The sequence below is a fragment of the Paenibacillus wynnii genome, from assembly GCF_000757885.1.
Taxonomy (GTDB): Bacteria; Bacillota; Bacilli; order Paenibacillales; family Paenibacillaceae; genus Paenibacillus_AQ; species Paenibacillus_AQ wynnii.
The window spans coordinates 515,070-538,103 of sequence record NZ_JQCR01000001.1; the positions used below are offsets into that span (position 1 = coordinate 515,070).

General features: G+C 45.3%; 23 protein-coding genes. All 23 read right to left on the reverse strand.

Annotated elements, in window-relative coordinates; all coding sequences use genetic code 11:
• Positions 1–261: 261 nt before the first annotated feature.
• The 23 genes from glmS to PWYN_RS02575 all read right to left on the reverse strand — a co-directional run bounded on the left by glmS (position 262) and on the right by PWYN_RS02575 (position 23,011).
• Positions 262–2,094 carry a glutamine--fructose-6-phosphate transaminase (isomerizing) gene (gene glmS, locus PWYN_RS02470; protein WP_036647965.1) on the reverse strand — a complete coding sequence of 611 codons (1,833 nt, stop codon included), beginning with the start codon at positions 2,092–2,094 and terminating at the stop codon, positions 262–264.
• Between the two features lie 592 nt (positions 2,095–2,686).
• Positions 2,687–4,027: a phosphoglucosamine mutase gene (gene glmM, locus PWYN_RS02475; protein ID WP_036647967.1), complete on the reverse strand. Its 1,341-nt coding sequence runs from the start codon at positions 4,025–4,027 to the stop codon at positions 2,687–2,689.
• Between the two features lie 110 nt (positions 4,028–4,137).
• Entirely contained in the window at positions 4,138–5,592 is a 1,455-nt protein-coding gene (locus tag PWYN_RS02480) for a CdaR family protein (protein ID WP_036647968.1), read from the reverse strand.
• A complete protein-coding gene (cdaA, locus tag PWYN_RS02485; RefSeq protein ID WP_036647971.1) occupies positions 5,585–6,415 on the reverse strand; it encodes a diadenylate cyclase CdaA in 831 nt (276 codons plus the stop codon). Before cdaA ends, PWYN_RS02480 begins: the two co-directional genes overlap by 8 nt.
• 204 nt (positions 6,416–6,619) lie before the next feature.
• Complete coding sequence (locus tag PWYN_RS02490) at positions 6,620–7,234, reverse strand: zf-HC2 domain-containing protein (RefSeq protein ID WP_036647973.1); 615 nt, start codon at positions 7,232–7,234, stop codon at positions 6,620–6,622.
• A 117-nt stretch (positions 7,235–7,351) separates the two neighbouring features.
• Positions 7,352–7,918 carry an RNA polymerase sigma factor SigW gene (gene sigW / locus PWYN_RS02495; protein WP_036647976.1) on the reverse strand — a complete coding sequence of 189 codons (567 nt, stop codon included), beginning with the start codon at positions 7,916–7,918 and terminating at the stop codon, positions 7,352–7,354.
• Positions 7,919–8,384: 466 nt separating this feature from the next.
• Positions 8,385–11,177: a phosphoenolpyruvate carboxylase gene (ppc, locus tag PWYN_RS02500; RefSeq protein WP_036647978.1), complete on the reverse strand. Its 2,793-nt coding sequence runs from the start codon at positions 11,175–11,177 to the stop codon at positions 8,385–8,387.
• Between the two features lie 359 nt (positions 11,178–11,536).
• Positions 11,537–11,821: a holin gene (locus PWYN_RS02505; RefSeq protein ID WP_036647980.1), complete on the reverse strand. Its 285-nt coding sequence runs from the start codon at positions 11,819–11,821 to the stop codon at positions 11,537–11,539.
• 30 nt (positions 11,822–11,851) lie between these two features.
• Positions 11,852–12,580 (reverse strand): M15 family metallopeptidase, encoded by a 729-nt coding sequence (locus PWYN_RS02510; protein ID WP_157261067.1) that lies wholly within the window; start codon positions 12,578–12,580, stop codon positions 11,852–11,854.
• Positions 12,577–12,846: a BhlA/UviB family holin-like peptide gene (locus PWYN_RS02515; RefSeq protein WP_036647982.1), complete on the reverse strand. Its 270-nt coding sequence runs from the start codon at positions 12,844–12,846 to the stop codon at positions 12,577–12,579. The genes PWYN_RS02510 and PWYN_RS02515 overlap by 4 nt, the downstream gene beginning before the upstream one ends.
• A gap of 63 nt (positions 12,847–12,909) precedes the next feature.
• Entirely contained in the window at positions 12,910–13,050 is a 141-nt protein-coding gene (locus PWYN_RS29505; RefSeq protein ID WP_169744080.1) for a CD1375 family protein, read from the reverse strand.
• Between the two features lie 98 nt (positions 13,051–13,148).
• Positions 13,149–13,601: a hypothetical protein gene (locus tag PWYN_RS02520; protein WP_240479658.1), complete on the reverse strand. Its 453-nt coding sequence runs from the start codon at positions 13,599–13,601 to the stop codon at positions 13,149–13,151.
• 20 nt (positions 13,602–13,621) lie between these two features.
• Positions 13,622–15,154, reverse strand: a complete 1,533-nt coding sequence (locus tag PWYN_RS27740) for a hypothetical protein (RefSeq protein WP_052087694.1) — start codon at positions 15,152–15,154, stop codon at positions 13,622–13,624.
• Between the two features lie 11 nt (positions 15,155–15,165).
• Positions 15,166–15,774 carry a putative phage tail protein gene (locus PWYN_RS02530; RefSeq protein WP_036647985.1) on the reverse strand — a complete coding sequence of 203 codons (609 nt, stop codon included), beginning with the start codon at positions 15,772–15,774 and terminating at the stop codon, positions 15,166–15,168.
• A 2-nt stretch (positions 15,775–15,776) separates the two neighbouring features.
• Complete coding sequence (locus tag PWYN_RS02535; protein ID WP_169744081.1) at positions 15,777–16,115, reverse strand: hyaluronate lyase N-terminal domain-containing protein; 339 nt, start codon at positions 16,113–16,115, stop codon at positions 15,777–15,779.
• A gap of 12 nt (positions 16,116–16,127) precedes the next feature.
• Complete coding sequence (locus tag PWYN_RS02540) at positions 16,128–17,150, reverse strand: DUF2793 domain-containing protein (protein ID WP_036647988.1); 1,023 nt, start codon at positions 17,148–17,150, stop codon at positions 16,128–16,130.
• A gap of 1 nt (position 17,151) precedes the next feature.
• The gene (locus PWYN_RS02545) at positions 17,152–17,565 is read right to left on the reverse strand and encodes a hypothetical protein (protein WP_036647991.1); all 414 of its coding nucleotides are present in this window, start codon (positions 17,563–17,565) and stop codon (positions 17,152–17,154) included.
• Between the two features lies 1 nt (position 17,566).
• Positions 17,567–18,625 carry a baseplate J/gp47 family protein gene (locus PWYN_RS02550; RefSeq protein ID WP_036647994.1) on the reverse strand — a complete coding sequence of 353 codons (1,059 nt, stop codon included), beginning with the start codon at positions 18,623–18,625 and terminating at the stop codon, positions 17,567–17,569.
• Positions 18,618–19,055 (reverse strand): DUF2634 domain-containing protein, encoded by a 438-nt coding sequence (locus PWYN_RS02555; RefSeq protein WP_036647995.1) that lies wholly within the window; start codon positions 19,053–19,055, stop codon positions 18,618–18,620. Before PWYN_RS02555 ends, PWYN_RS02550 begins: the two co-directional genes overlap by 8 nt.
• Positions 19,052–19,348: a DUF2577 domain-containing protein gene (locus PWYN_RS02560; protein WP_036647997.1), complete on the reverse strand. Its 297-nt coding sequence runs from the start codon at positions 19,346–19,348 to the stop codon at positions 19,052–19,054. The genes PWYN_RS02555 and PWYN_RS02560 overlap by 4 nt, the downstream gene beginning before the upstream one ends.
• 5 nt (positions 19,349–19,353) lie before the next feature.
• Positions 19,354–20,316 (reverse strand): XkdQ/YqbQ family protein, encoded by a 963-nt coding sequence (locus PWYN_RS02565; protein WP_240479659.1) that lies wholly within the window; start codon positions 20,314–20,316, stop codon positions 19,354–19,356.
• Between the two features lie 3 nt (positions 20,317–20,319).
• A complete protein-coding gene (locus tag PWYN_RS02570; protein ID WP_036648003.1) occupies positions 20,320–21,012 on the reverse strand; it encodes a LysM peptidoglycan-binding domain-containing protein in 693 nt (230 codons plus the stop codon).
• 1 nt (position 21,013) lies between these two features.
• Complete coding sequence (locus PWYN_RS02575; RefSeq protein WP_036648005.1) at positions 21,014–23,011, reverse strand: phage tail family protein; 1,998 nt, start codon at positions 23,009–23,011, stop codon at positions 21,014–21,016.
• Between the last annotated feature and the right edge of the window lie 23 nt (positions 23,012–23,034).

A 23,034-nucleotide genomic window follows, 5' to 3' on the forward strand; every position in this document is an offset into this window, starting at 1 on the left:
ATTGAGCAATTACTTTTTACTATTACTAAATCCCTATTGCATAAGCGAAAGTCGATTTGATTCAGTTTCTTTGTAATCGAATTTTTCCACCTTTTCACCAATAGTATTCATTATTTCCCCATCTATAAAAAAATAGGGCCCTCCTAATTATGGTATTAGGACAGCCCTTAATGATTTACATTCTATTAATGATTCCATAGTTTTTTTACTGGTTCCACACTTTTATATCACCAGGAAATTTTTTAAATAACAAATCCTAACCTACTCCACCGTAACACTCTTCGCCAAATTACGTGGTTTATCCACGTCATGACCCAGGGCCAAGGAAGCGTAGTATGCCAGCAATTGCAACGTAACTACAGACAAAGTTGCCGTCAATAATGGCAATGTCTTAGGAATTACAAAGGCTTGATCGACAGATCTAAGCAGGTCGGTTACATGCTCTTCGTGGGTGATTGCCATTACGTCTGCGCCGCGGGCTTTCACTTCTTTGATGTTACTTACAGTCTTTTCGAGGACGGATTCTACAGTTGCCAGGGCAATTACAGGAACGCCTTCTTCGATTAAGGCCAGTGTACCATGCTTCAATTCGCCCGCAGCATAAGCTTCGGAGTGAATGTAAGAGATTTCTTTCAGCTTCAGCGAGCCTTCTTGAGCAACTGCGTAATCTACGCCGCGGCCGATGAAGAACAGGTGCTTATGCTTGGAGATTTGCTCTGCATAGTTTTTAATGGCTTCTTTTTGAGCCAAAATTTCTTCAACTTGCTCTGGCAGAGCATGCATAGCTGTCAGAATTTCTGACACTTGCTCTTCGGTTTGCGTACCGCGAACTTCTGCCATATACAGACCCAGCAAAGTAAATGCGATCAGCTGCGATGTGTAGGCTTTAGTGGAAGCCACCGCTATTTCAGGTCCAGCAAGGGTTACGAGAACATCATTAGCTTCCCGGGCAATGGAGCTGCCAACTACGTTAGTGATTGCCAATACATGAGCGCCGTTTGCTTGACCTTCACGCAGAGCAGCCAACGTATCAGCAGTTTCACCAGATTGGCTGACAACAATAACAAGCGTTTCAGGGGTTACGATTGGTGAACGGTAACGATACTCTGATGCAATGTCATTTTCCACTGGAATACGTACCAAGGTTTCAATCAAGCTGCGTCCCACAAGACCTGCGTTATAGGCAGTACCGCAAGCTACGATTTGAACATTACGGATGTTCTTGATCTGTTCAACAGTCAAGTTCAGCTCTGGAAGAATAACCTTGTTGCCTTCTGCATTAATACGACCACGCATAGTATCGCGGTATGCCTTAGGCTGTTCGTGAATTTCTTTCAACATGAAATGCTCGTAACCGCCTTTTTCCGCCGTTACAGCATCCCAATCGACAGTAATCATTTCCCGAGAAATAAAGTCGCCTTGGGTCGTCATTAGTTCGACAGCATCCCGTGTCAGGACTGCCATTTCGCCGTCGTTCAAAATATATACGTTGCGGGTATATTCGAGCAAAGCAGGAATATCAGACCCGATAAAGTTTTCACCTTCGCCAAGACCAATAATCAAAGGACTAGCTTGACGTACAGCCACCAGTTTATCTGGTTCGTACTCTGTTAATACGCCCAGTGCAAACGCACCACGCATGTGAGTAATAGCTTTTTGTACAGCTTTGACAATATCTCCGTCATATTCGCGAGCGACTAGGTGAGAAATAACCTCAGTGTCGGTTTCAGAAGAGAATTTACAGCCTGCAGCCATTAGTTCTTCCTTCAGATCCAGATAGTTTTCGACAATCCCGTTGTGTACAACAGAGAACTTCTGGCTTGAATCCGTATGTGGATGGGAGTTCGCATCAGAAGGTTTACCGTGCGTAGCCCAACGTGTGTGTCCGATCCCTGCGGTGCCTGTTAATGGGCTAATTTCCAATCTAGCTTCCAAGTTCGCCAAGCGACCCTGTGCCTTAACAACCTGCAATCCTTCATTCGTGAACACCGCAATACCCGCGGAATCATACCCACGATATTCCAACTTACTTAAGCCTGAAACCAAGATACCTTGAGAATTCTGATTACCAATATATCCGACTATACCACACATTATTATTTCCCCCGTCCAATTTATCGTAATGTGGCGGCGTAAGGAAAGAAACGTGCTGTGCAGCATGTTTTGAGAAAAAGCATATATTCTGTTGCCATTCGCTCAACAAAATAAACTGTTCATAGTTATCGTTCTTGAAATGTACAGACTTCTCCTCTGCCGCAGCAGACCGCTCTTGCTCCTAATTACGCATACCCATGAATATTCAATTTCTGCTGCACCCACGAGAGCGTTGTGTGAAAGGTCGCCCTTCCATTTTCCGCTTTCGTTTACGGCTCTGGTGCATCACCGGGAGGTCCCCGCCGAACATTTCGAACACCTCCACCTCGTCAGCTTACATCTGCCGTGATCCGGTTCAGCCTAGCCTTGACAGGCAATCATTGGCTTTCCCTTTTCTCCCGCGCAAGACCAAGCTCTGGCGCTTGTGTAACAAACCTTACGATCCCCACTTTCCTTCTTGAATGACACTTTATCTATTATATGCACCTTACATCGCTTTGGCAATGACCTGTAGATTATTTACATTTTAAAAAAAGCCGATGATACGAAGTTTAGCCTCCGCACACCGGCCATTCATGGAATAGGATATAAATTAGACTAGTTCACGTTGTACTACTTCTACAATCTGTCCTACAAATTGATCAAGCTCATCCTTATTAGGACCTTCCGCCATCACACGAATCAGAGGTTCCGTACCAGACGGACGCACAAGCACACGGCCATTATCACCCAGCTTGCCTTCAACCTCTAGAATAGCCGCTTCAATGGCTGGGTTGTTCGGATAGTTGGTCTTATCTAGTACACGAACATTTACCAGTACCTGCGGGTATTTAGTCATCATAGCTTTCAGGTCGCTAAGCTTCTTCCCCGAAGCTTTTAAGGTATCCACCAGTTGAATAGCGGTAAGAATGCCATCACCTGTAGTATTATAATCTAAGAAAATTACATGTCCGGACTGCTCTCCGCCTAGATTGTAGCCGCCGCGGCGCATTTCTTCCATTACGTAACGGTCACCTACAGCTGTCTTAGCAGTGTTCAGCGACAATTTCTCAGTAGCTTTGTAAAAGCCAATATTGCTCATTACTGTCGAGACAATCGTTCCATCCTTCAGCTTGCCAGCGCGGTTCATGGCATCTCCGCAGATGCAGAGAATAAAGTCTCCGTCTACTTCTTCCCCATGATTATCAATGGCAATCAGACGATCCGCATCTCCGTCAAAAGCTAGTCCCAGATCAGCATTGTGTCGTAATACTTCCGCACGCAGCGTCTCCGGATGTGTGGAACCGAATCCATCGTTGATGTTCAGACCGCTAGGCTCAGCTCCGATGGCGATTACTTCAGCGCCAAGCTCTCTGAATAATCTAGGTGCAAGCTCATAGGCAGCGCCATGAGCGCAGTCTAACACGATTTTGATATCATTAAATTTATTGGATACCGTTGTCTTCAAATAATCCAGATACAGATACTTGGAGTCATTATCAATAGTGACTGTACCAAGACCTGACCCTACAGGACGAGGAAGTTCGTCTTTTTCGGCATCCATCAGTTCTTCAATTCGTAGTTCCGTCTCATCCGTAAGCTTGAAGCCGTCCCCACCAAAGAACTTAATCCCGTTATCTTCAACCGGATTATGTGAAGCTGAAATCATTACACCGGCATCTGCTTTTAATAAACGTGTAATATATGCAACGGCAGGTGTACTTACAACACCTATACGAATAACATCCGCCCCAATGGACAGCATCCCTGCTACAAGCGCTGATTCAAGCAATGGTCCGGAAATACGTGTATCCATTCCAATAACTACTTTCGGCTTATCTACGTTACCCGCTAATACATATCCTCCACAGCGGCCAATGCTATAAGCCATTTCTGCAGTCAATTCCTGGTTCGCGACTCCGCGCACACCGTCAGTTCCAAAATACTTCCCCATATCTTTTCTCCTTTTATTATGCTGCTACAGCTTAATGAATTATTGTATGGCTAAATGTCTATTATGTGTAGAACTGTGTTGTAAAAATAGACGTTAGAATCTAAAAAAAGTTACGTTCCGCCACTACTGCTGGTATTTCCGGTACTTGAACTACCATTAACAGCACCACTATTCTCACTTTTACCTGCTGATGGCGTTGCAGTCGCTCCGGGAACAGGCTCACTATGAGTTGGCTGCACACTAGGGGTGTTACCTCCACCTGACACGGGTTCTGAGCTTGGCATTGGAGTACTGTTGTCTACATTAGGAGTTGCCGAGATTACCGGTGCTGGCGGCCCCTTAAGTTCGACGGTTGCAACAAGGCGTTCTCCCGAATTGTTCAAAGTCACAAATCTTGGTAACGATACTTGGAGCGATACTTCATGGATCCCGGCGGTCAGTCCACTAAGATTTGCGACAACATTGATGTTATCCTTATCCAATTGATCGAGCAAAGTCGGTGATCCCGACAATGTCAGCGTAACAGCTTCATTAGTAGGATTAGTTACAGTGGCCTGTAGGCCGGGTCCTAATCCCTGCAGAGTCACCGGAATACCCTCGAGGGTACGCTGAGCGACTTCTGAGACTGAGATCGTAACATTTAACTTACCGGGATCAAGTTTCTGTGTTCCGGCTGGCGGAGTCAATTCCATCGCCATCTGCTTCGTGCCGGCAGAGTCAAATGAACCTAGGTCAATTAAGGCTTCATAAGATGTAATGGATGCCAAGGCATCCTCGAATCCATAGACAACAATACTATTGATTTCTGGTGTCACCCTTGAGAGCACTAAGGAATCCGGAAGTTGTCCGGTAAAGCCAATATCAATCGGTACACTTTTGAAAGGTAGAGTGATTGGCAATTCCACAGATACGGTAGAGGGCACTATAACGGCATCCTTTATTTCACTCCCAGCACTATCATACGCAATCAGCTTCATCTTCTTTTCTTTAAAAGTCTCGTTCTCACCCTCAAGCTCTATAGTTCCCTGAACTTTCGCTACTCTACTGAGCTCACTGGCGGACAGCGTAACCTCCGCGGTTCCCACGGGCTGAATAACCGGCGTACCGAGTTGGTAACCTTCAGCCGGCTTGCCTTTAGTAGCAACTGTTATAGGAAAGGACTTGGTATTCCGCAGCTCAATATGAACGTTGACCTCCTGCGGAGTCATAGAGACAAGATCGACACCATTAGGTAAAGAAGGCGTTAAAGGGATCGTTAACGACCCTGGCTTAACATTACTTAAATCAAGAGTGACCTTATAAGCATCGGAGAACACATAGTTAATGTCTGAGCTTTTACCGCGTACTTCCATCCTCACGCTGCTTGCATCTAAAGGATCGAGCACGTACTTGTCCTCATCAAATCCGGATACTTCTATTTTTACATTCTCAATAATTTTTGTGCTCATGCTTGCGGCAGTTTGGGTATTGGGCGCAGTATCAATGTGAACCATCGTCCAAAGGATAATTCCAATCGCAAGTGCAAGGATTTTATTAAAGTTATTGTTCTTCATCCATTTATCCATGGCTGTTGTCCCCCTTCCGTTTCCAGAAAGCAGAACCTTTATCCTTAAGCGGTGAAGTTGCCCGCAATTCTTCATAAAGCTTGGATATGAGCGATTCTTCCTTAATGTCCCGCACGATTTGCCCATTTATGGCTAATGAGATTTGGCCGGTCTCTTCGGATACAACAACAGAAACGGAATCAGCAACCTCACTAATACCTATTGCCGCACGGTGCCGTGTCCCCAGTTCTTTACTGATAAACGGATTCTCTGAAAGTGGCAGATAACAAGCAGCAGCAGCTATTTGGTTGCCCTGCATAATTAACGCCCCATCGTGAAGAGGTGTATTAGGGATGAAAATATTAATCAACAGCTCAGAGCTGACTACCGACTGCATGGGAATACCGGACTCCGTATATTCATTAAGTCCAGTTGATCTTTCAAATACAATTAATGCGCCTATCTTTCTACGTGCTAAATAATTCACGGCTTTAATAACTTCACCAATTAACTTGCTAATCTCTTCATCACTTTCAGCTGAACGCCCGAAGAATTTACCCCTCCCCAGCTGTTCAAGCCCTCGCCTTAGCTCCGGTTGAAAGATGATGAATATGGCCAGTACTCCAAACGTAAACATCTGATTCATCAACCATTTCAGGGTATACAAATCTAATAGGGTACTCAGTGCCCAAATAACCACCAGCACCAAAATACCCTTCAGCAGCTGAACCGCTCGGGTTCCCTGTACCATATTGAGTACTTTGTAAATAATGTAGCTGACAATTAAAATATCAATTATATCTTTAATGGACTCTTTCCATGTCATGTCTGTAAAATAGCTCATAGCTTCAAACCCCCGTCATTTCATATTAGCTGGGTTTATGTAATATATCTGTTATGTGTATCATACTTAGGTTATAACGTTCACGCTCAGGTTGCAAGTTTAGAGTGTAGGTTGTCCTAGGTTGGGACTTTATGGCAACAAAAAAGCGCCATCTTTCCGGAAAAAGAGGCGCAGATGATATTCCTGTTAAACAATCGCTTGTACTTAACGGTAGGCGACATCAGAGAACATATTCGTCACTTTATACCAGAGCCAACTTACCGCTTGGTCTATGCTTTTAACTTGCCCCGAGATATGGGCGGTTGAAGCTTGATACAATGTACCGTCAATAACGGTAACATTGCCGTTTACATCACCGTATACTTGGGCTTTACCGTTCTCAACCGTAAGATTTCCGGTGATCGTTTTGCCGGAAGGTACAATGACTGTATCTCCCTTAATTACAACCTGATCCAGATCACTACCCTTCACCACCAACTGTCCGTCCTGATTCCAGAATGTGACAGAACTTAGCAGCATCACCACGAGAAACAAGGAAGCCGCAGTAAGTGCAGGATGACTTCTGATCCAGCTGATAAAACGACGATCTTTCTTGGCTATAGGTAGCGAGTTCATGATTCGATGAGCGAGTTCATCCGAGGCAACAGGGCTATTGTGCATAAGCGAGAACATCAGCATATCTGTCTGTTCTAGTTCTTTGAACTTAACTCGGCAATCCGGACAGGATATAAGATGCTCCTTCAATTCCCGTTTCTGCTGATCGGGCAAGTCGTCATCCAGGTAGTCATGCATCATAGAGACGGCCAGTTTGCATTCCATAGGAGCCAATCCTTTCATGAGTGCTATTTAATTAATATCCGAAGACAGTTTATATGAGTCTTGCATAACTTACATACGTGGTTAAACAGAAGACGTTTCACTTAAATTAATGAAATTTTACATTTTAGGAGCTAATTTTTTACGTAAAAATTCACGTCCGCGGTGTACACGGGTTTTTATTGTCGTTACAGGCATGTCCATTACATCACTTATCTCCTGAAGCGACAAATCCTGCAGATACCTTAAAATCATGACCGACCTATATTTCACAGGTAAACTATCAATAGCCTCATAAATCATGCTTTGAGTCTCTGATAGCAGCAATTCTGTCTCAGGTGTTACATTATCGCTTGGAATCATGGAATAGCCGTCAATGCCCTCCTGATCGTTCATTTCGGCGTCCAGAGAATAGGTTGGCTTCCTCTTGCGCAGCCGATCAATACACAGGTTAGTCGCAATACGGTAAATCCATGTCGAAAACTTCTGTTTATCATCGTAACGATCCAAATTTCTGTAGACGCGCAAAAAAGTCTCCTGAACAACATCTTCCGCCTCATGGCGATTGTTCAGCATCCGATACGCTAGATGATATATTTTGTCTTTATATAGTTCCACAAGTTCGGCAAATGCTCTTTGATCACCATTTAAGGCGAGCTTTGTCAATCTGCCCTCCACATTCTCCACCTGTTAACTCCCCCAGACTTGCCGCCCTTGGTATGTAAGGAATACACCTATCCACGGTACAAGCAATTAAAGCGTAATTCAAGTTTGGATAAAAATCAAGATATGTATTGTTACCTTCTATATAAATTAGGCTAAAAACGGCTGCAGTGGAAAAACCAGTGATAAAACGCAACTTCGAGAAGCATTTGGGCTTCCGATCGCTGTTATCCTCTGATTTCTTGATCTAAACCCAATTTGCGGTTGAAATCAGAGGATAGCATATGCTTTCGAAGCGAGCTTTCCTACGGAAAGCTTTCGGGCGAACGCTTACGCTTCTCCAATCCCAAATTTTCTCTACGTTACTTCATCACTGGAATAGAAATGCCTGCATTTTTTTCCATCCATTACATTTTGGTAACAATTAAGGGGGCATAAAAAAACCGTCCGCCCCATTGATAAGGGACGGACGGTTCATGTATCTAATGCATCAGCCCGTATTACGAAGGCCGGCAGCAATACCATTAATAGTCAGGAGCACCTCACGCAGCAGCTCAGGGTCATCCCCGTCGCCATCACGCAACTCTCTAAGCTCAGACAGTAATTGCACTTGTAAATAACTGAGCGGATCGACATATGGATTACGCAGACGAATCGACTCTTGGATTACGGGTACATTATCCAAAATGTCCTGTTGACCTGTGATTTTTAGAATGAGCTCAGAAGTTAATTTGAACTCCTCTTCAATCTGTCCAAAAATCCGCAGACGAGCTTCCTCGTTCTTGCCCATACTTGCATATTCCTTAGCAATGACCAAATCCGCTTTAGAGATCGCCATTTGCAGAGTATCGACTAGGGTAGTGAAGAATGAGAAGTTCTCATACATATGTCGCATGATTTCCAAATTCTCTTCCTTCCCCTCATAGAAGCTCTGAAGGCCAGTTCCGGCTGCATACCAGGCAGGGAGCAAGTAACGGCTTTGCGTCCATGCAAATACCCAAGGAATGGCGCGGAGATCCTCGAAACGGTCACTGTTCTTGCGCTTGGATGGTCGAGAGCCGATATTCAGCTCACCCACCTCAGGCAAAGGAGTCGACTCTTTAAAATAAGTAAGGAAATCCGGATCACGGAAAATCAAATCCTGATATTTCTTAAGTGATACTTCAGAAATACGGGCAACGATTTCTTCCCACTTGGATTCATACAGATCCGTTTGTGGAGTTTTGGCATGTATAGCTGCCGTTACTAGTGCAGATGTAGCCTGCTCCAAGCTTCGGTAAGCAATACCGCGCATAGAATAACGTGAAGAAATTACTTCGCCTTGTTCCGTAATCTTAATCCCGCCACCAATTGTTGATGCCGGCTGTGCTAGAATACTGCGGTTCAGCGGCATTCCGCCGCGTCCGAGCGCTCCGCCGCGTCCGTGGAAGAATTTCAGCTTAATGCCGAACTTGTCGGCTGTAGCCGTAATCTGTTTCAGGGCAACACGCAGCTTCCAGTTCGCGGTAACCACACCGCCGTCTTTATTACTGTCGGAATATCCAAGCATAATCTCCTGTAAATCATTCATAGCGGTTACAGCCTGACGATAAATAGGCATGCTTAGCAGCGTATCCATAATTTGCGGAGCTTCATGAAGATCTTCAATGGTTTCGAATAAAGGTACGGCCTGCAGTGTACACACTACGGTGCCATCTTTATCCTTACGGAACAGCCCTACCTCTTTAGCAAATACCATTACCTCAAGAATATCGCTTGCGGCCTCTGACATACTAATTAAGTAGCTGGTTATACACTGTTTACCGTATTCATCCTGCGCTTTGAATACCGTTCTGTATACTTCCAGACATTCCTCTGTACTCTCCGTATAAACCTGATAAGGGGACGTGAGCGGCCGAGGATCATTTAGCAGACCCTCAAGAAGCGCAACTTTTTCCTCTTCCGGCAGTTCCGCATAATTTTCAGCGATGTTCATTTTTGCTAGAATTTCAGTCATCGCATTTTCATGTTCCTGACTATGCTGACGAATGTCGAGGGTTGCCGTATGGAATCCAAACAGCTCCACTTGGCGGATAAGCTTCTTAATATAGGTATCAGCCACATAGTCTGCATAGTGGAAGCGTAGACTGCGGTCAATTACATTTAAATCATGTATAAAATCTTCTGGTGAAGAATACCGTACCGGTGTCCCCTTTTTCTCATCGTCCAGGACGTTTTGAGTTTTGGAGATCATATAGCTCAGTTTGATCCGGTAAGGCTCATGATCATTACGCCAAGCGTCAACCGGGTTCAGGTTAATAATGGCTCGATCCTGCGCAATGGATTCAGCAAGTTCAGGAGTCACATCAATAATACTTGTACTGAAACTCAGGTAACGCATAAGCTCTCTCATGATTCGTTGATATTCCCGTATAGCAAGCTTACGCTGCATCCGAAGCGTCTGCAGAGTTATGGAAGAGGTTACGGATGGATTACCGTCACGGTCGCCCCCGATCCATGAACCAAAGCGCAGATACGTAGGTACATGCCAATTCTGACCAGGATAATATTTACTTAGGCAGCGCTCAAGCTCTTGGTACACATCAGGAAGCACATGAAATATGGTCTCATGGAAATAATACATCCCATTTCGAACCTCATCGAGCACAGTCGGTTTACGATCACGTAGCTCATCCGTCTGCCATAATGTGATTACTTCATTTAATAACTTCTCACGAAGCTGCTCACGTTCACGGAAAGTTAATGTAGGATTATCCAGACCCATGACATCATCAGATATCCGCTTGTGAATATCCAATATCGCCCGTCTCATAGCCTCAGTAGGATGAGCAGTCATCACTAGTTCCAATGACAGGCCTTTTATAATCTCTTCGACTTCATTATGTGAGAAATCTCGTTCCCGTAATTCTTGGATGGCGCTCTCTATAGATCCAGGTTGAACCGTCTCCCCAGCTGAACGTTCATAATCCCGTTTCCGGCGGATTCGGTGATTCTGTTCTGCAATATTCACCAATTGAAAATAAATGGCGAAAGCCCGTATAACCTGATGGCGGTTAACCGGATCCAGAGAACTGATCAACTCTTTAAATTCACTGTGCAGTTCAGGCAAAAACAATGAGCGCAACGATTTACTGGTTTCTCGGATTTTCTCAACAATCTCCAGCAATTCATTCCCGCCTTGATGAACCAAGACCTCGCCCAAGATATTCCCCAAGAACCGTACGTCCCGCCGCAGCAGATTGTTTGAATTGCTTTTGCTAACGGTAGTCGTAAGTTCGGTCATGCTGCTCCCCCCATCCTCTTCCGGATCAATGTCTTAACATTGTCTATTAAAAAGCTTTCCTCATATCATACAATAAATCACATCGAAAATCTCCAACTTTATTGCGCTGTAAAGCGACAGAGCACTTTAAAGATTATACACCATTATGACTATTTATGCAGTGGTTATTATTTGTATAGATATGTCATTAGAATGGCTGGAGCAACTGTGGTTTATGTAAGATTTTAAATTCAGCATGAGCAAAAAAAGCCAGCTCCATGAGCTGGCTTTCATGTTACGTTGTATCCGAATTGCACACTGGGAGTACCCTCTTTACCTCTGAGGTTTTTTCTATATTATTTTATATTAATGAAGAATTATTATTTTCTTTTCCCTGTAAACCCTGGTCTGTCCTTAAAAGCTAGCTCAAATAATCCAGTAGCAGAGAGTCCAGCTATAGCCCCTGCCCAGAGACGTAAACCGAGATCCAAATTGCTAATAGGGCCGGAGACTACACCTACTAGCAGCCCTAATAACAACCCAACAATTGGAACGATATTTCGAGGAATAGAGATGCTTTTTTTGACCAACTGAACCAGTGCCAGAACAAATACTGACAATCCAGATGCAAAGCTTAATACATAATTTAAGACCTCATTATTCATCTTTCTAATCCTCCCTAGCTTTATAATGGATTATTTTTCTTCATAACGGCTGGTAATTTTGACAGTTTGGGTCGTGGAATCGTAGCTTATCTTCGCCCCTAAAGCTTTCGCCAGAGCTCGAACCGGAACATATGTGATCCCGTTTTCCAGTATTCCATCAGCCACTTTCACTCCGTTCACCTGTATAACAGCAGTCACGACATTATCCGCCGTCTGTGCATCTCTTGCCTTAATGATTGCATAAGCTGCATTGATTGCACTCTCTGAAGGCTTCGCACCGCCCCTCAGTTTTGCAAGAGTTAGCCCTAATGTCATTTGCAAATGGGGGTAGTCTTTGAAACTGGACCAATCGCCGCCCCACTCAAACCCGAGCGCCTTGGCCTGCTGTACAACCTCCTGCCAATCAGCTATCCTATCACCGTCGCCGTCACGACACATATCCCAGGATACTGCTGTACCACTAGGTAGGAGCAGGGCAAAATCAATAGCCAGCCCATAGTTATGATAGCTATAGCCTCCTTTGGCATAGGTTACAACCACTCCAGGCTTTGTACGTCCTTGTGCATATAGTGCATCCTGCTCGGCTATCGTCCGCAGGCCTTGAGTGATCAGGATAGGAACACCGTTTGCATAACAACGCTCTATCAGCAACGTAGCAGCATTCAGTACTACGGGGTGAAGTCCGGCAAGCCGGGCTGTACATTTATTTTTTATCTGGGTCAGGTTCAGCATGTTTACCTCCGTTTCTATGGGACTCATTCCGAATCCCCTTTTCTCTTTATTGCGCGGCGTTCACTGATATCGTTTTTGATCTCGCGAACGTCCTCTGACAGTCTTTCATATTGCCTCGCCAGCTTTTCAAACTGTGCTGAGATTTCATCAATAAACGACATCAGCTTCCCTTCACGAGCATGTGCATCGTCTTGATTCCGCTGAGATTCTTTCAGTTGATACAGATACAGCGATATAAACAGCACCGCCCAAAGGCCATCTTTTAACGCGGCGTTGATAAGATTTGTTTCCAATCTTTCACCCCCATAAAAAATAGAAGAGGCCGAGCTGTTGCCCGACCTCTTCTATTTTTCTCACTATACTGTTACCGACGGCTTGCCATCTGTGCCTGAACCTAGCGCCTCCAGCTCTGCTTTAACGGCTGGCTGCAAGCTTGCTGGAACTTGCGCAAAAGTCTTAAAACCTTTTACGATCAAAGAAACATATACTGTGACCATTGCCTTACCTCCTCTCAGAACGCAAAAAAGGAACTAAGGACGGCTCCTTTAATTGCTATTTTTGAGTAACAAAAAAGGAGCCGTTTTTTCTGGCTCCCTTAAACGCTGATTGCGAGTAGCTGTTCATAAACATCGACAAGTGCAAGCTGCATACTTGTGGTCTCAGCCTGTGCGTTGAGCAATTTTTCGTAGGTATCCGCAAGAGCCTTTTGTGTATTTAGTGCATCCGACTCTAGCGTTTTCACTTTGTCAGATAGCGGAGGCTCTGGGGGAGTTGGTTCTCCTGGTGTGGCAGGATCAGGATAACTGAATAGAAGCTCTTTGGTTACTGGGTCTACCCCTTTTAATCGCCCTGTTTGGAAGTCTTGCGCGTATTCTCCGTACTCCAGAGTCATAACCTCTACGGTTTCCCTTACCCTCTCTGCAAGGCTTACATAGACTTCAAAATCTTGATCGACTGTGGTTTCGATTACGTCGCCAGATCGCTCTCCAGTATCAATTAGGACATTGCCCGTTTTATTATCGTAATAAATTTTTCTACCTATATTCATTTAGTTACCTCTCCCTTTATTTATTCATAAGCCTTCCAACGTACCTGATGTGAGACGTATCCATTAGAAGGATTTACATAAAAACTCATACTAAACGTAAATCCGTTAGAACTTGGCACTATAATAGAAGAAGTAACATACCTACTTGGTTTAGTTACCCCGCCACCACTATCGGGAAATGTATAGCCCCCAAATAACTCCGAATAGTAATAAGAAGAAAATTCATTTCCGTTGTCGTACGTATAAAATGTATTCAATACATACCTTAATCCAGGATCGGCATTCCACCACATAACTTGTATGTGCTCTAAAATTACAACTGATGGTCTAAACGCTAATCCAGACACAGTATAAGAATTTAATCCACCAACATCAACAAGCCCTCCCGTAGCTGTACGTTTACCTTCGACAAGAGTTCCCACGATGTTGAACATTTCGTACCCGGCGCGGATATTAGGCGCCGCAAGATTAGGGTTGATGCTTTGCAGCTGTGCAACAGATACTTTAATTTCCCCGTCTCCCGCCCCGCCCTTTTGGTATCCTTTTTCGGGATACACGGCAACGCCACCATCACCCCACTTTCCAACGCCCGACGCATTTCTTATGCCTATAAGGTTTGGCATAGTTCCCGCGGTTCCCGCTATGGTTGTTCCTGCAAGAACATTCGCCGCCGGAACCGTTACCCCAGCAACAGTAATCGCCGTATCATAGATCCCGGCTGGCTTGACGATATTTGACACGGTAGGCGTAACCGTCCCCCCTGTTTGCACCGCCAGCGTTCCGACAATATCTCCGGCATCGGTAGCCGCTTTTTTTCCTGCTCGGATATCTCCAGCTAATGCATCGCCAGCGCCACCCGAGCTATCTGCCAAAAAATCCGTTCCAACTTTACGGAACATGTATGGCTTCCCGGCGAGCAGTTTTCCGGCTGCATACGCTACACCCTTTTGATCTTTTAGTGCGATCGCTCCTAGGCCGTTGATATTCAGTGTTGGGCTTGCCCCATTTGTAACATTCGGAACAATAGTAATCCCGAATCCCTCCGCTAAGCTGGCAGGAGCAGGAGTGAGAGTGGCTGTGTATGCCGACAATGTGCCAGCGGTTGCCGCATATCCCGGTTGACGCACATAGTCAACAATTCCTGTCTTTGCATTAATCTGCGTTTGAATTGCACTTGTCACACCGTCCAGATACCCGAACTCGGCATTTGAAACCGTTCCTGTCCCAATCTTTGTCGCGTCAATTCCTGCTGCAGCGTTCACATCAGCATTGACAATCACACCAGCAGCAATCGCAGTCACGCCGTCTCCCGTGCTTGTCACGTCTCCGGTATGGTTTGGATGGGTGTAGTTGTTCGCACCTGTGGCGATACCCGCTAGCTTTGTTTTCTCAGCTGCAGTGTAATCGTTGGTAGACAGCTGTTTACCCGTGACTTTATCTACCTTTCCATTCACGGAAGTATCCAGGATATCCATATTGCCGTTTAGGTCTGCAATGTCTACTAGGTCAGTACCCTCTGGCTTCTTCAGCCCTAAATTACCTGTTGTTTGCATAGTTCACTCTCCTATCCATAGGTTCTAAGTTCGTTCCAGGTCTTCGCACCCGCTGTATTCCATGAAATAGAACGGAGTGCTGACCAGTACGTGTAGGTATATACAAATTCGTACGCCAAATGCGCAGGCTTAATCTCCTCAATCATCTGGATTAGCCCGGCCATGTTCGGCGGAATGCCCAAAATACCGACAAATCGGACAATAAACCGATATTCGCCTGGTACTTCTTCTAATAGAACATCACCGCCGGAAAAAGCCGATGCCGTTCGCTGTATCATTTCAGGTGTTGTCGTCCCCGAGCCGCGTAACTTAGCCGTTATCATTTCTCGCCGACTAACGAAAGACTTCGAAGGGTCTGTACTTAATCCAAGCTCTGACTCCCAGCGCCCAAGACTCCAGGTAGCTGTTTCAACGAACGCCTGATTAAGCACATCTATGGAACTGGGTTTCAGACTTCCAATCTCAACTCCGAGTGTCTCCTGCAGTTCCTCCATTTCCTGAACACCTTGATAATAGGACGGCAAGTACTTCATAAGATCTACCGCTTCAAGGTTTTCGGAATCTTCTGTGTCTTCGTCAGTAAATAGTAATGAACTGTATAAAGAATTTCCGTAGCTCAATCTCACACCCCCTTAAGCTGATTCCATGTCAGCGCACCCTTGCTAATATATTCCAGATGAGTATGCGTTGAAGGAGGATAGGTCGTAGGTTTTCCCGTAACACCAGACCACGGAATACTGTCGGCAACGGAGGCATAATTCACCTTGCCGTCATTATTCGTATCATAAATGCTTTTGAGCATATCCCCGGCACTTTGTGCAGCTACCATTAGAACGTTACCACCAGTCGTACCAATATAAAGCTTGCTAGTATCTGTGCAGTATCCAAGTTCACCATTGGCCAGTGTGCCGATCGCACTTTCCAGCCCTCGTCGGATCTGGATTAATACTTTCCTTGCCATTTCACCGCCCCCCTAGAACGTACCTCCGTCAATTGTGCCTATCATCAGACGATTGCTGTTCGCCGTGTCATACACAATGCTGTCTGCATCGATATTTGCCGCCACCCCGTTAACATCTACAGTAATTCCCTTTGATGCAGTAACTGCGATAGTATCCGCCGCTACGGTGATACCGTTGCCCGCACCAACATTCAGCGTCACCGAATCAGCCTGTCCACCGCCTGTTAACCCGGTTCCGGCCGTAATCGACTGCAGCGCTCCTCCGGTCCGTACCCAAGCCGTACCATTCCATGAGTAAATCTTGGATTCGTCATCTACGTAGGTAGTCCAGCCAATTGCCGGTGTATAGTACACCCACGCTGCCGATTGATATTCGGCGATTTGATTGGTCTTACCCGACCACACTCCGGTTGCTGCTGTCGGAATAATATACCGATCGGCTTCTGCCGGGCTTACTGGCGGAGTAGTCAAGTGTTGGTCTTTTACTGATGCTTGTGGTTCGATATTGTGTTTCGCTAATTCGATTTCGTTCTTAATCTTCTGAGCAGACCAGATATCTGTTACAGCCGTACCCGTGTCGTTAATTACTCGGTGCTTTGTGACATCATCAATGTGGGTCTTGATCTCGGCTGCCGTTTTTACGTTTGTTCCATCCGACACCTTATTGACATGTCCGCTGCTGATATCCGCTTTCAGCACCTTGGCATAAGTTGTTCCTTCAGCAATATTATCGATTGTACCGGTCAAGTCTGTCAGAGATTGGGCATTCATTCGAACCCAGGCCGACCCACTGTCAAAATACAAATAACCTACATTAGTACCGCTTGTGACATAGTATAATCGCCCCACGGATGCCGCCACAGGCCTAGATGCCTCTGTTCCGGATAGCGCCCGTCCAACCATGGAATTCGTTGTACCGTCTCCGATATAGATTTCCTTGGTGTCTGTGCAAAAGCCCATTTCACCCGCTTGCAGCGCACCGTAAGTGCCTAACTCGGCTTTGGTTCCACGCTTAATTCGTATTGCTTGTGCCATATTACACCCCTCTCACGAATGATCCACCGTCAATTATTCCGTTCCTTTTATACCTGTCGACCTCGGTCTGCGTCGCCGACACTGCCGCCTGCAGCACATTAATATCCTCAGCCTCAACGGTATCACCCGGCGTCTCATAGGTAACGTATACTGTCGGCGAACTGGTATATATCTTTATCACGCGCCGCCATGGTGTAGTATCAGGAATAGAGAGCGTAAAGTTTGTCACTTTCTCCCCGGTAAACCTAGCCCCCGTGTACACCTGTAATGTGCCATTATTGATGTTGTCGTGTTTTAGCGGGCCACTATATGCCCCGTTTGTAAGGCTTATTTGTTCTTCAACTACGTAGTTATCCCCTGTCGGGTTTTTGTTCAATTTATCGAAAAATATATCAATATCATCAGGATAAGACATCTCACACCCCCAAATTAACGGTGCCAATCCGTGGTACTTCCTCATCCGTCAAAGCCACATTGACTGTGCTGCCATTAAGCAGCAAACCCGTGTAATCTAATACTCCATCCGTTCCGAGCAGTAAAGCACCGATTACAGCATGACTTACATAAGTAGTAGTAAAGACCCTGCTCTTACGCCATGTCTCCAAAGCAGAGTCGAAAGAGTTGACGATATCTTGGAGGGCGTACCCGGATGCCAGAGTAACTGTGGCAGTTATATTAATGAACTTACCTGTGGCAGCCGCTACTGTTACTACCGCCCCGATTGGAGCCTGTCCTTCCCCTAGCCCTGGTGAGGGATCAATATAGTCTTGCACCTGCTGCACCAGCACACTGGAGGCAGGGAGACTATCCGTATCAATGATGACTACCTTCACTGTCTTTGGTCCATTCCAGAGTGGGTAGACTTTAGCGCCTCCAACACCTGTAATTTGTAGTGCCCACTCCAGATAATGATATTTGTTGCCGCTTGTGCCTGGCTTTCTGCTTGTAGTAAAGTATCTAGTGCGCAATTTAGAATCCGTCTCCCGGTCTGCCCCCGGCACCAATAACTCCGATAGTTCTGCACGCACCAGTCCGTTTACGTAATCGATTGGAAGCATGGAACCAAAACGTTGCCCGCCCTCCAAACCAACAGATTCGCACTCCATTCGGTAATTACCTAATGAAAGTTTTTCAATCGCCCTGTAATTAATATCGTCTAGAGAATATCGACTACCAATCGCTATATCCATCAATGCATCATTCGCGCTGTAGAACACTCCACGCAGTTGTGCTGCTATGGCCTGTTTGCGTATAATTCCTGACCATGCAATCGTTCGATCTAAATAATCCCCACTAGCGGTGTCAGCAAACATAAGATTCTGATTGATATCTAGCTCCACATACATCTGAGCCATTTCTGCGGCTGCGGGAGCCAAAGCGTCGTAAACGATGCTCCCTTCCCGTTTGTCCATTCCTTCGGGCACCCGGTCCAGCATCCGTTCCAATAACGCCTCAAATGTCTGGTCCTCATACATTACCGTTCATCTCCTTTCTCATCTGAAAATTCCCGTACTGGCTAACAACAGTAAATTCTACAGTTAGATTGTCGCCGCTAAAAAGAACTTCCATATCTTCGATACCGGTGATCCGGTCATCCTGAAGCAGAGCCTCGGTAAGAACCCGCCGAATCTCCGATCTTACCAATAACCTATCTTGGGCAAGCACCAGTCTCCACTCGGTTCCGTAATTAAAGCTGTAAATTAACTGCTCATACCGGTCCGTCTGCAAAATTTTAACCGCTGCTTGCTGCACAGCCTCGAGCCCGTCAATACTCCCGGAGATACGCTTTCTATCCATATCCAAACGGTAAGTAAGACTTGGTTCTTCCCCTGTACCGGTGCCTAACTCCCCCACCCCCTGCAAAAGACTGGTGATCGGCCCGTCCTTTCCGATTGCCGGAATCATAATGGATTCACCAGCCTGTCCAGTACCACATAACTTTGCCCACCCTGCATCCTTGCCATCAGTACCCGGTCACCTACTTCAAGACCCCGCCTTAGAACTACTTCTTGTCCATTAAGCAGAAGCTTATTTTCAGTCACCGATTCCGGTAGCACCAGCGCATGGGCAGATAACGTGAAGCGTTGATCGACCTGAATTTGCAGCGGCGCCGTTCCTGTTACCGCTCCATAAGAAAAAGCCACCGGGTTCGTATTGGAAACGGCTCCGAGGCTCGCTTTTTTAATAATATCCAGCATTGCTTCTACACCACCTTAATATCGAGAGACATCGTATGCTCACCGCCGGACAATTTGTGGCTGCACTGGTCTACTAGGAACAGTTGAGTCTTGAAATCATCCAGCAGCACGTAAATGAAATTACCTGCACGTACCCGAATATCACCAATCGCTTGCAGGGAAAGGCTGACCTTTTCCCGGTTATGCAGCTTCAGGAGATTATTCGCCTTTTCCATGATTTGGGCAGAATTTGTCTGATCGTCAGCCTTCTGGTACAAATGAAGAATCCCCCAGCGCTCTACATTTTCCTTGTCACTGACAGGATAGAACTCCCGTTTGCCTGTTTCCTCATTATCTTTATAAAGTAAAATCGTATTGTACGTTTCGTCATCAATACTTTTTTTCTGGGAATATTCATACAGATCATGTCCGGCACCAAGAATCAGATTGAGTACCATGGATTTCGGATTGCGTAGTGTCAGCTTGCCGAAGTCATCATAAAAGGCCATCAACTGACCCTTGTACTGAAGCTCACTTCCGATAGTACCCATGATAATATCCAGCAGTTTTTTGTTATCTTCAATCAGTGACGGGATCTTGTATTTTGCCTCTTCCAGCACACCCGTCTGCAAACCGTAATCCTGGGCGATTTTCCGAATAACATCACTTACAGTAACATCCTTCAATACATAGCTCCCGTTACCCAGTAAATAGCGGATCTGATCGTACGCCGTAAGTTTAATTTGCTGATCAGAACCCGTATCGATGCTAAATACGAAACCATAGAAAACGTTTGTCCCATCCTTGCGAAAATGTAAAATATCCCCGTTATGAATTGCAAACTTGGGATGCTGATAGATCCCGCTGTCCACCAGCGTTATATCCAGGGTAGACGGTTTACCGGAGCGTGAGGTCTTCCAGGAAATGTCTGTTACAATACCGGAGATATCCCATATCCTGCCTTCCTTGTTCTTGACAAGTAGTTCCATCAGCTATCCCCCCTGCGGCAGTTTGATAACTTTCCCGACAGGAAGTTTAGTTAACTGGCTATCGGAAATGCCATTTAGCTTCTGAATGACTTTGTATTTGCTGCCGTCACCCAGGACTTTTTTGGCTACACTCCACAAGGTATCGCCTGCCTTCAGTTTGTAAGTAGCGGGAATCGCTTTGTCATTAGGCCTTTTGGTTTCAGCCTTCACCTCACCCTTATCGACTTTAACTGCTATCGCCTGATAGAATACGTATTTCTTAAGTGTCAGCGAGTACTCAATATCACCGGAGTTGCCTGCACTGAGCTTCCAACTGAAGTTCTCAATACTCGCAGCCATGTTCAGAGCAACTGAATTCTTAGGGTTTTGCTCTTTGGGACTGGCTATACCCGAAAACACAAACCTGATCGGCTTTTTACTCTCCATCCACTTCTTAATGATCTTCACGTATTCAAAAGGAGTCATGAGGCTTGTATCCGAGACTAAGACAAACGGGTAATTTTGTGCAGGGAATATACTATCTAGAGTGATCTCCATCAGCTTGGGGGCTGAAATCGTATTGATTTCACCAAAATCAATAATGTCATAACTCTTGCTATTCCCCGATTCCTTAATCTCCAGCGTTTCCGGATTGACCGGTAGCCGAAAAAGATCCATCAGATTGTTGAAGCTTAGATAAATTCCATACTCCTCCATCTTATGTGTACACCCCCTGAGCCGTTGAGATGAACTCCTCGTTCAGCTTTTGCCCGATCTTGTTAATAATCGTGTCAATGTCTCCGGCATTATTTATATTGCCTGTCGTCACTTGAACCGTTGGCGTAAGCTCTACAAAATTTTGTATCGCCTGAATCTCTGCCAGCTCCCGCAACATTGTTAGATCGTCGCTGGAGATATTCACGGTATCATTGATTTTACCGACAGAGTTTACATGATTGATATTGCTGCCATTCCCCGGGGATGTGAGACCTGGCGGTGTAGGACCCTGTGGGACCGTTGGCAGAGTGGGTACGACTGGTACTGTAGGAAGTGGAAGTGGCTTACTGCCTTTATTAGTGGTGTTCCATTGATTCAAGGTTGTCTCTGAGTTGCTATTCCCCCCCATTCCTAATTTCCCCTTAATGGAATCGAGATTGAAATTTTGTGTTACTTCGGCCGCTGAATCAAACGAGCTTTCAATCCCGAGTTGAACATCCTGCTTGAATTGACTGCTGTCTATCTTGCCAATCTCCAAATTAATCGTTGACTCAATTCCTATAAATTTCCCTAAGGCCCCAATAATCTCATTAACCCCGCTAAGCAAAAAATTAGCCGCAGTGATAATCCCATTGATAAAACCCGTCCAGAGATCCATTACATAGCCAACGAAACTGGATACAATTCCTCCTAGTTCTCTGAACATACTTGCAAAGAAGTCCCTTACAGGCTGCACAGCTGCAATTATGCCTAAGAATGCAAGTACCAGCGCTATGATCAGACCAATAATAAGTGTCATTGGATTCGCTAACAAGATTGCGTTATATATCCCTTGTGCAATTGATGCAATAGTAGTTGCAAGAGTTATGGCACCCATCACAAGCTGATAAAGCAAGAGCGCCGATACTATACCCATTATCACCGGAAGGATAAAAGGCAGAGTTGTACTAAGCACATTCCAGAGCCACATAGCACCCTGCACAACTGCCGAAAATCCTTGCGCCAGTAAAGCTAATCCGATCGAAAACGCATCAATTACGGGTTGAAAGGAACCACTAGTAAATGCTTCATTCAGCATGATAAGTAAAGGCGCAAAAGCTTGTAATGCTCCTTCCCCAACAGTGGCAAGCGTATTGTGATAGTTACCCAACAAAGTCTGCCATTGGTTCACAGGAGAATCCATCATGGTTTGCATAGCAGCACTTGTCATACCTGCTTTATTCATTACCGAATCCAAAGCACTCATAAAGCCACTCATATCCTTCGCTTTGGCCATCTTGTCCATGGTCTCTAAAGCTCCACTCAACCCGGCAGGCAAATCACCTTCTGGTATTTGCAGCATAGAGCGTAAATTCTTAGAATCTCCACCAAATGCTGATGAAATCGCTGCTGATGTATCTCCTATCCCTTTGTCTTCTGGGGAGAGCATACTCATCCTAGTTGAATAATCCATTAATTGATCGAGCTGATCTGTATTTTTGGTCATTGGGAGAAAGGACATCACTCCCTGTAGCGATTTATTAACATCCTGCCCGGTTTCCACAGCTCTTTGCTTGAATTTCTCAAACATCGCAGAGCCAACATCGTCATTGCCTGTTTTAGCTTTAAAAAGGTCTTCCATTTTCTGTTGCTCCGCTGCAGGTTTCAGGACTTTCTCCATGACACCTTTGACGTTATTAAACGTATCGGTTAGGTTCTTCCAGTGATCGACTTGATTCTTCGCTCCTTCTGTCCCCTCATCCGCAGCTTCATTCATTTTTTTTTGGGCTTGAACTGCTCCGTTTAATGAAGACTCAATTTGCGTATACGCAGCTGTATAATTATTTACGATATTATATACAGGCTTATTGACGACCTTCATACTGATCCTGTTCAAAGTAGCTGAGAATTGGTTGGAAATGCTCATCGATACCTGATTGGTAATTTGATTTGTAATATCGGTGAGCCATTGATTCGAGACTTGCTGAATACCCGCCATATTATTCTGGTTTACACTCATTCATCCACCTCCCTTACCTATTT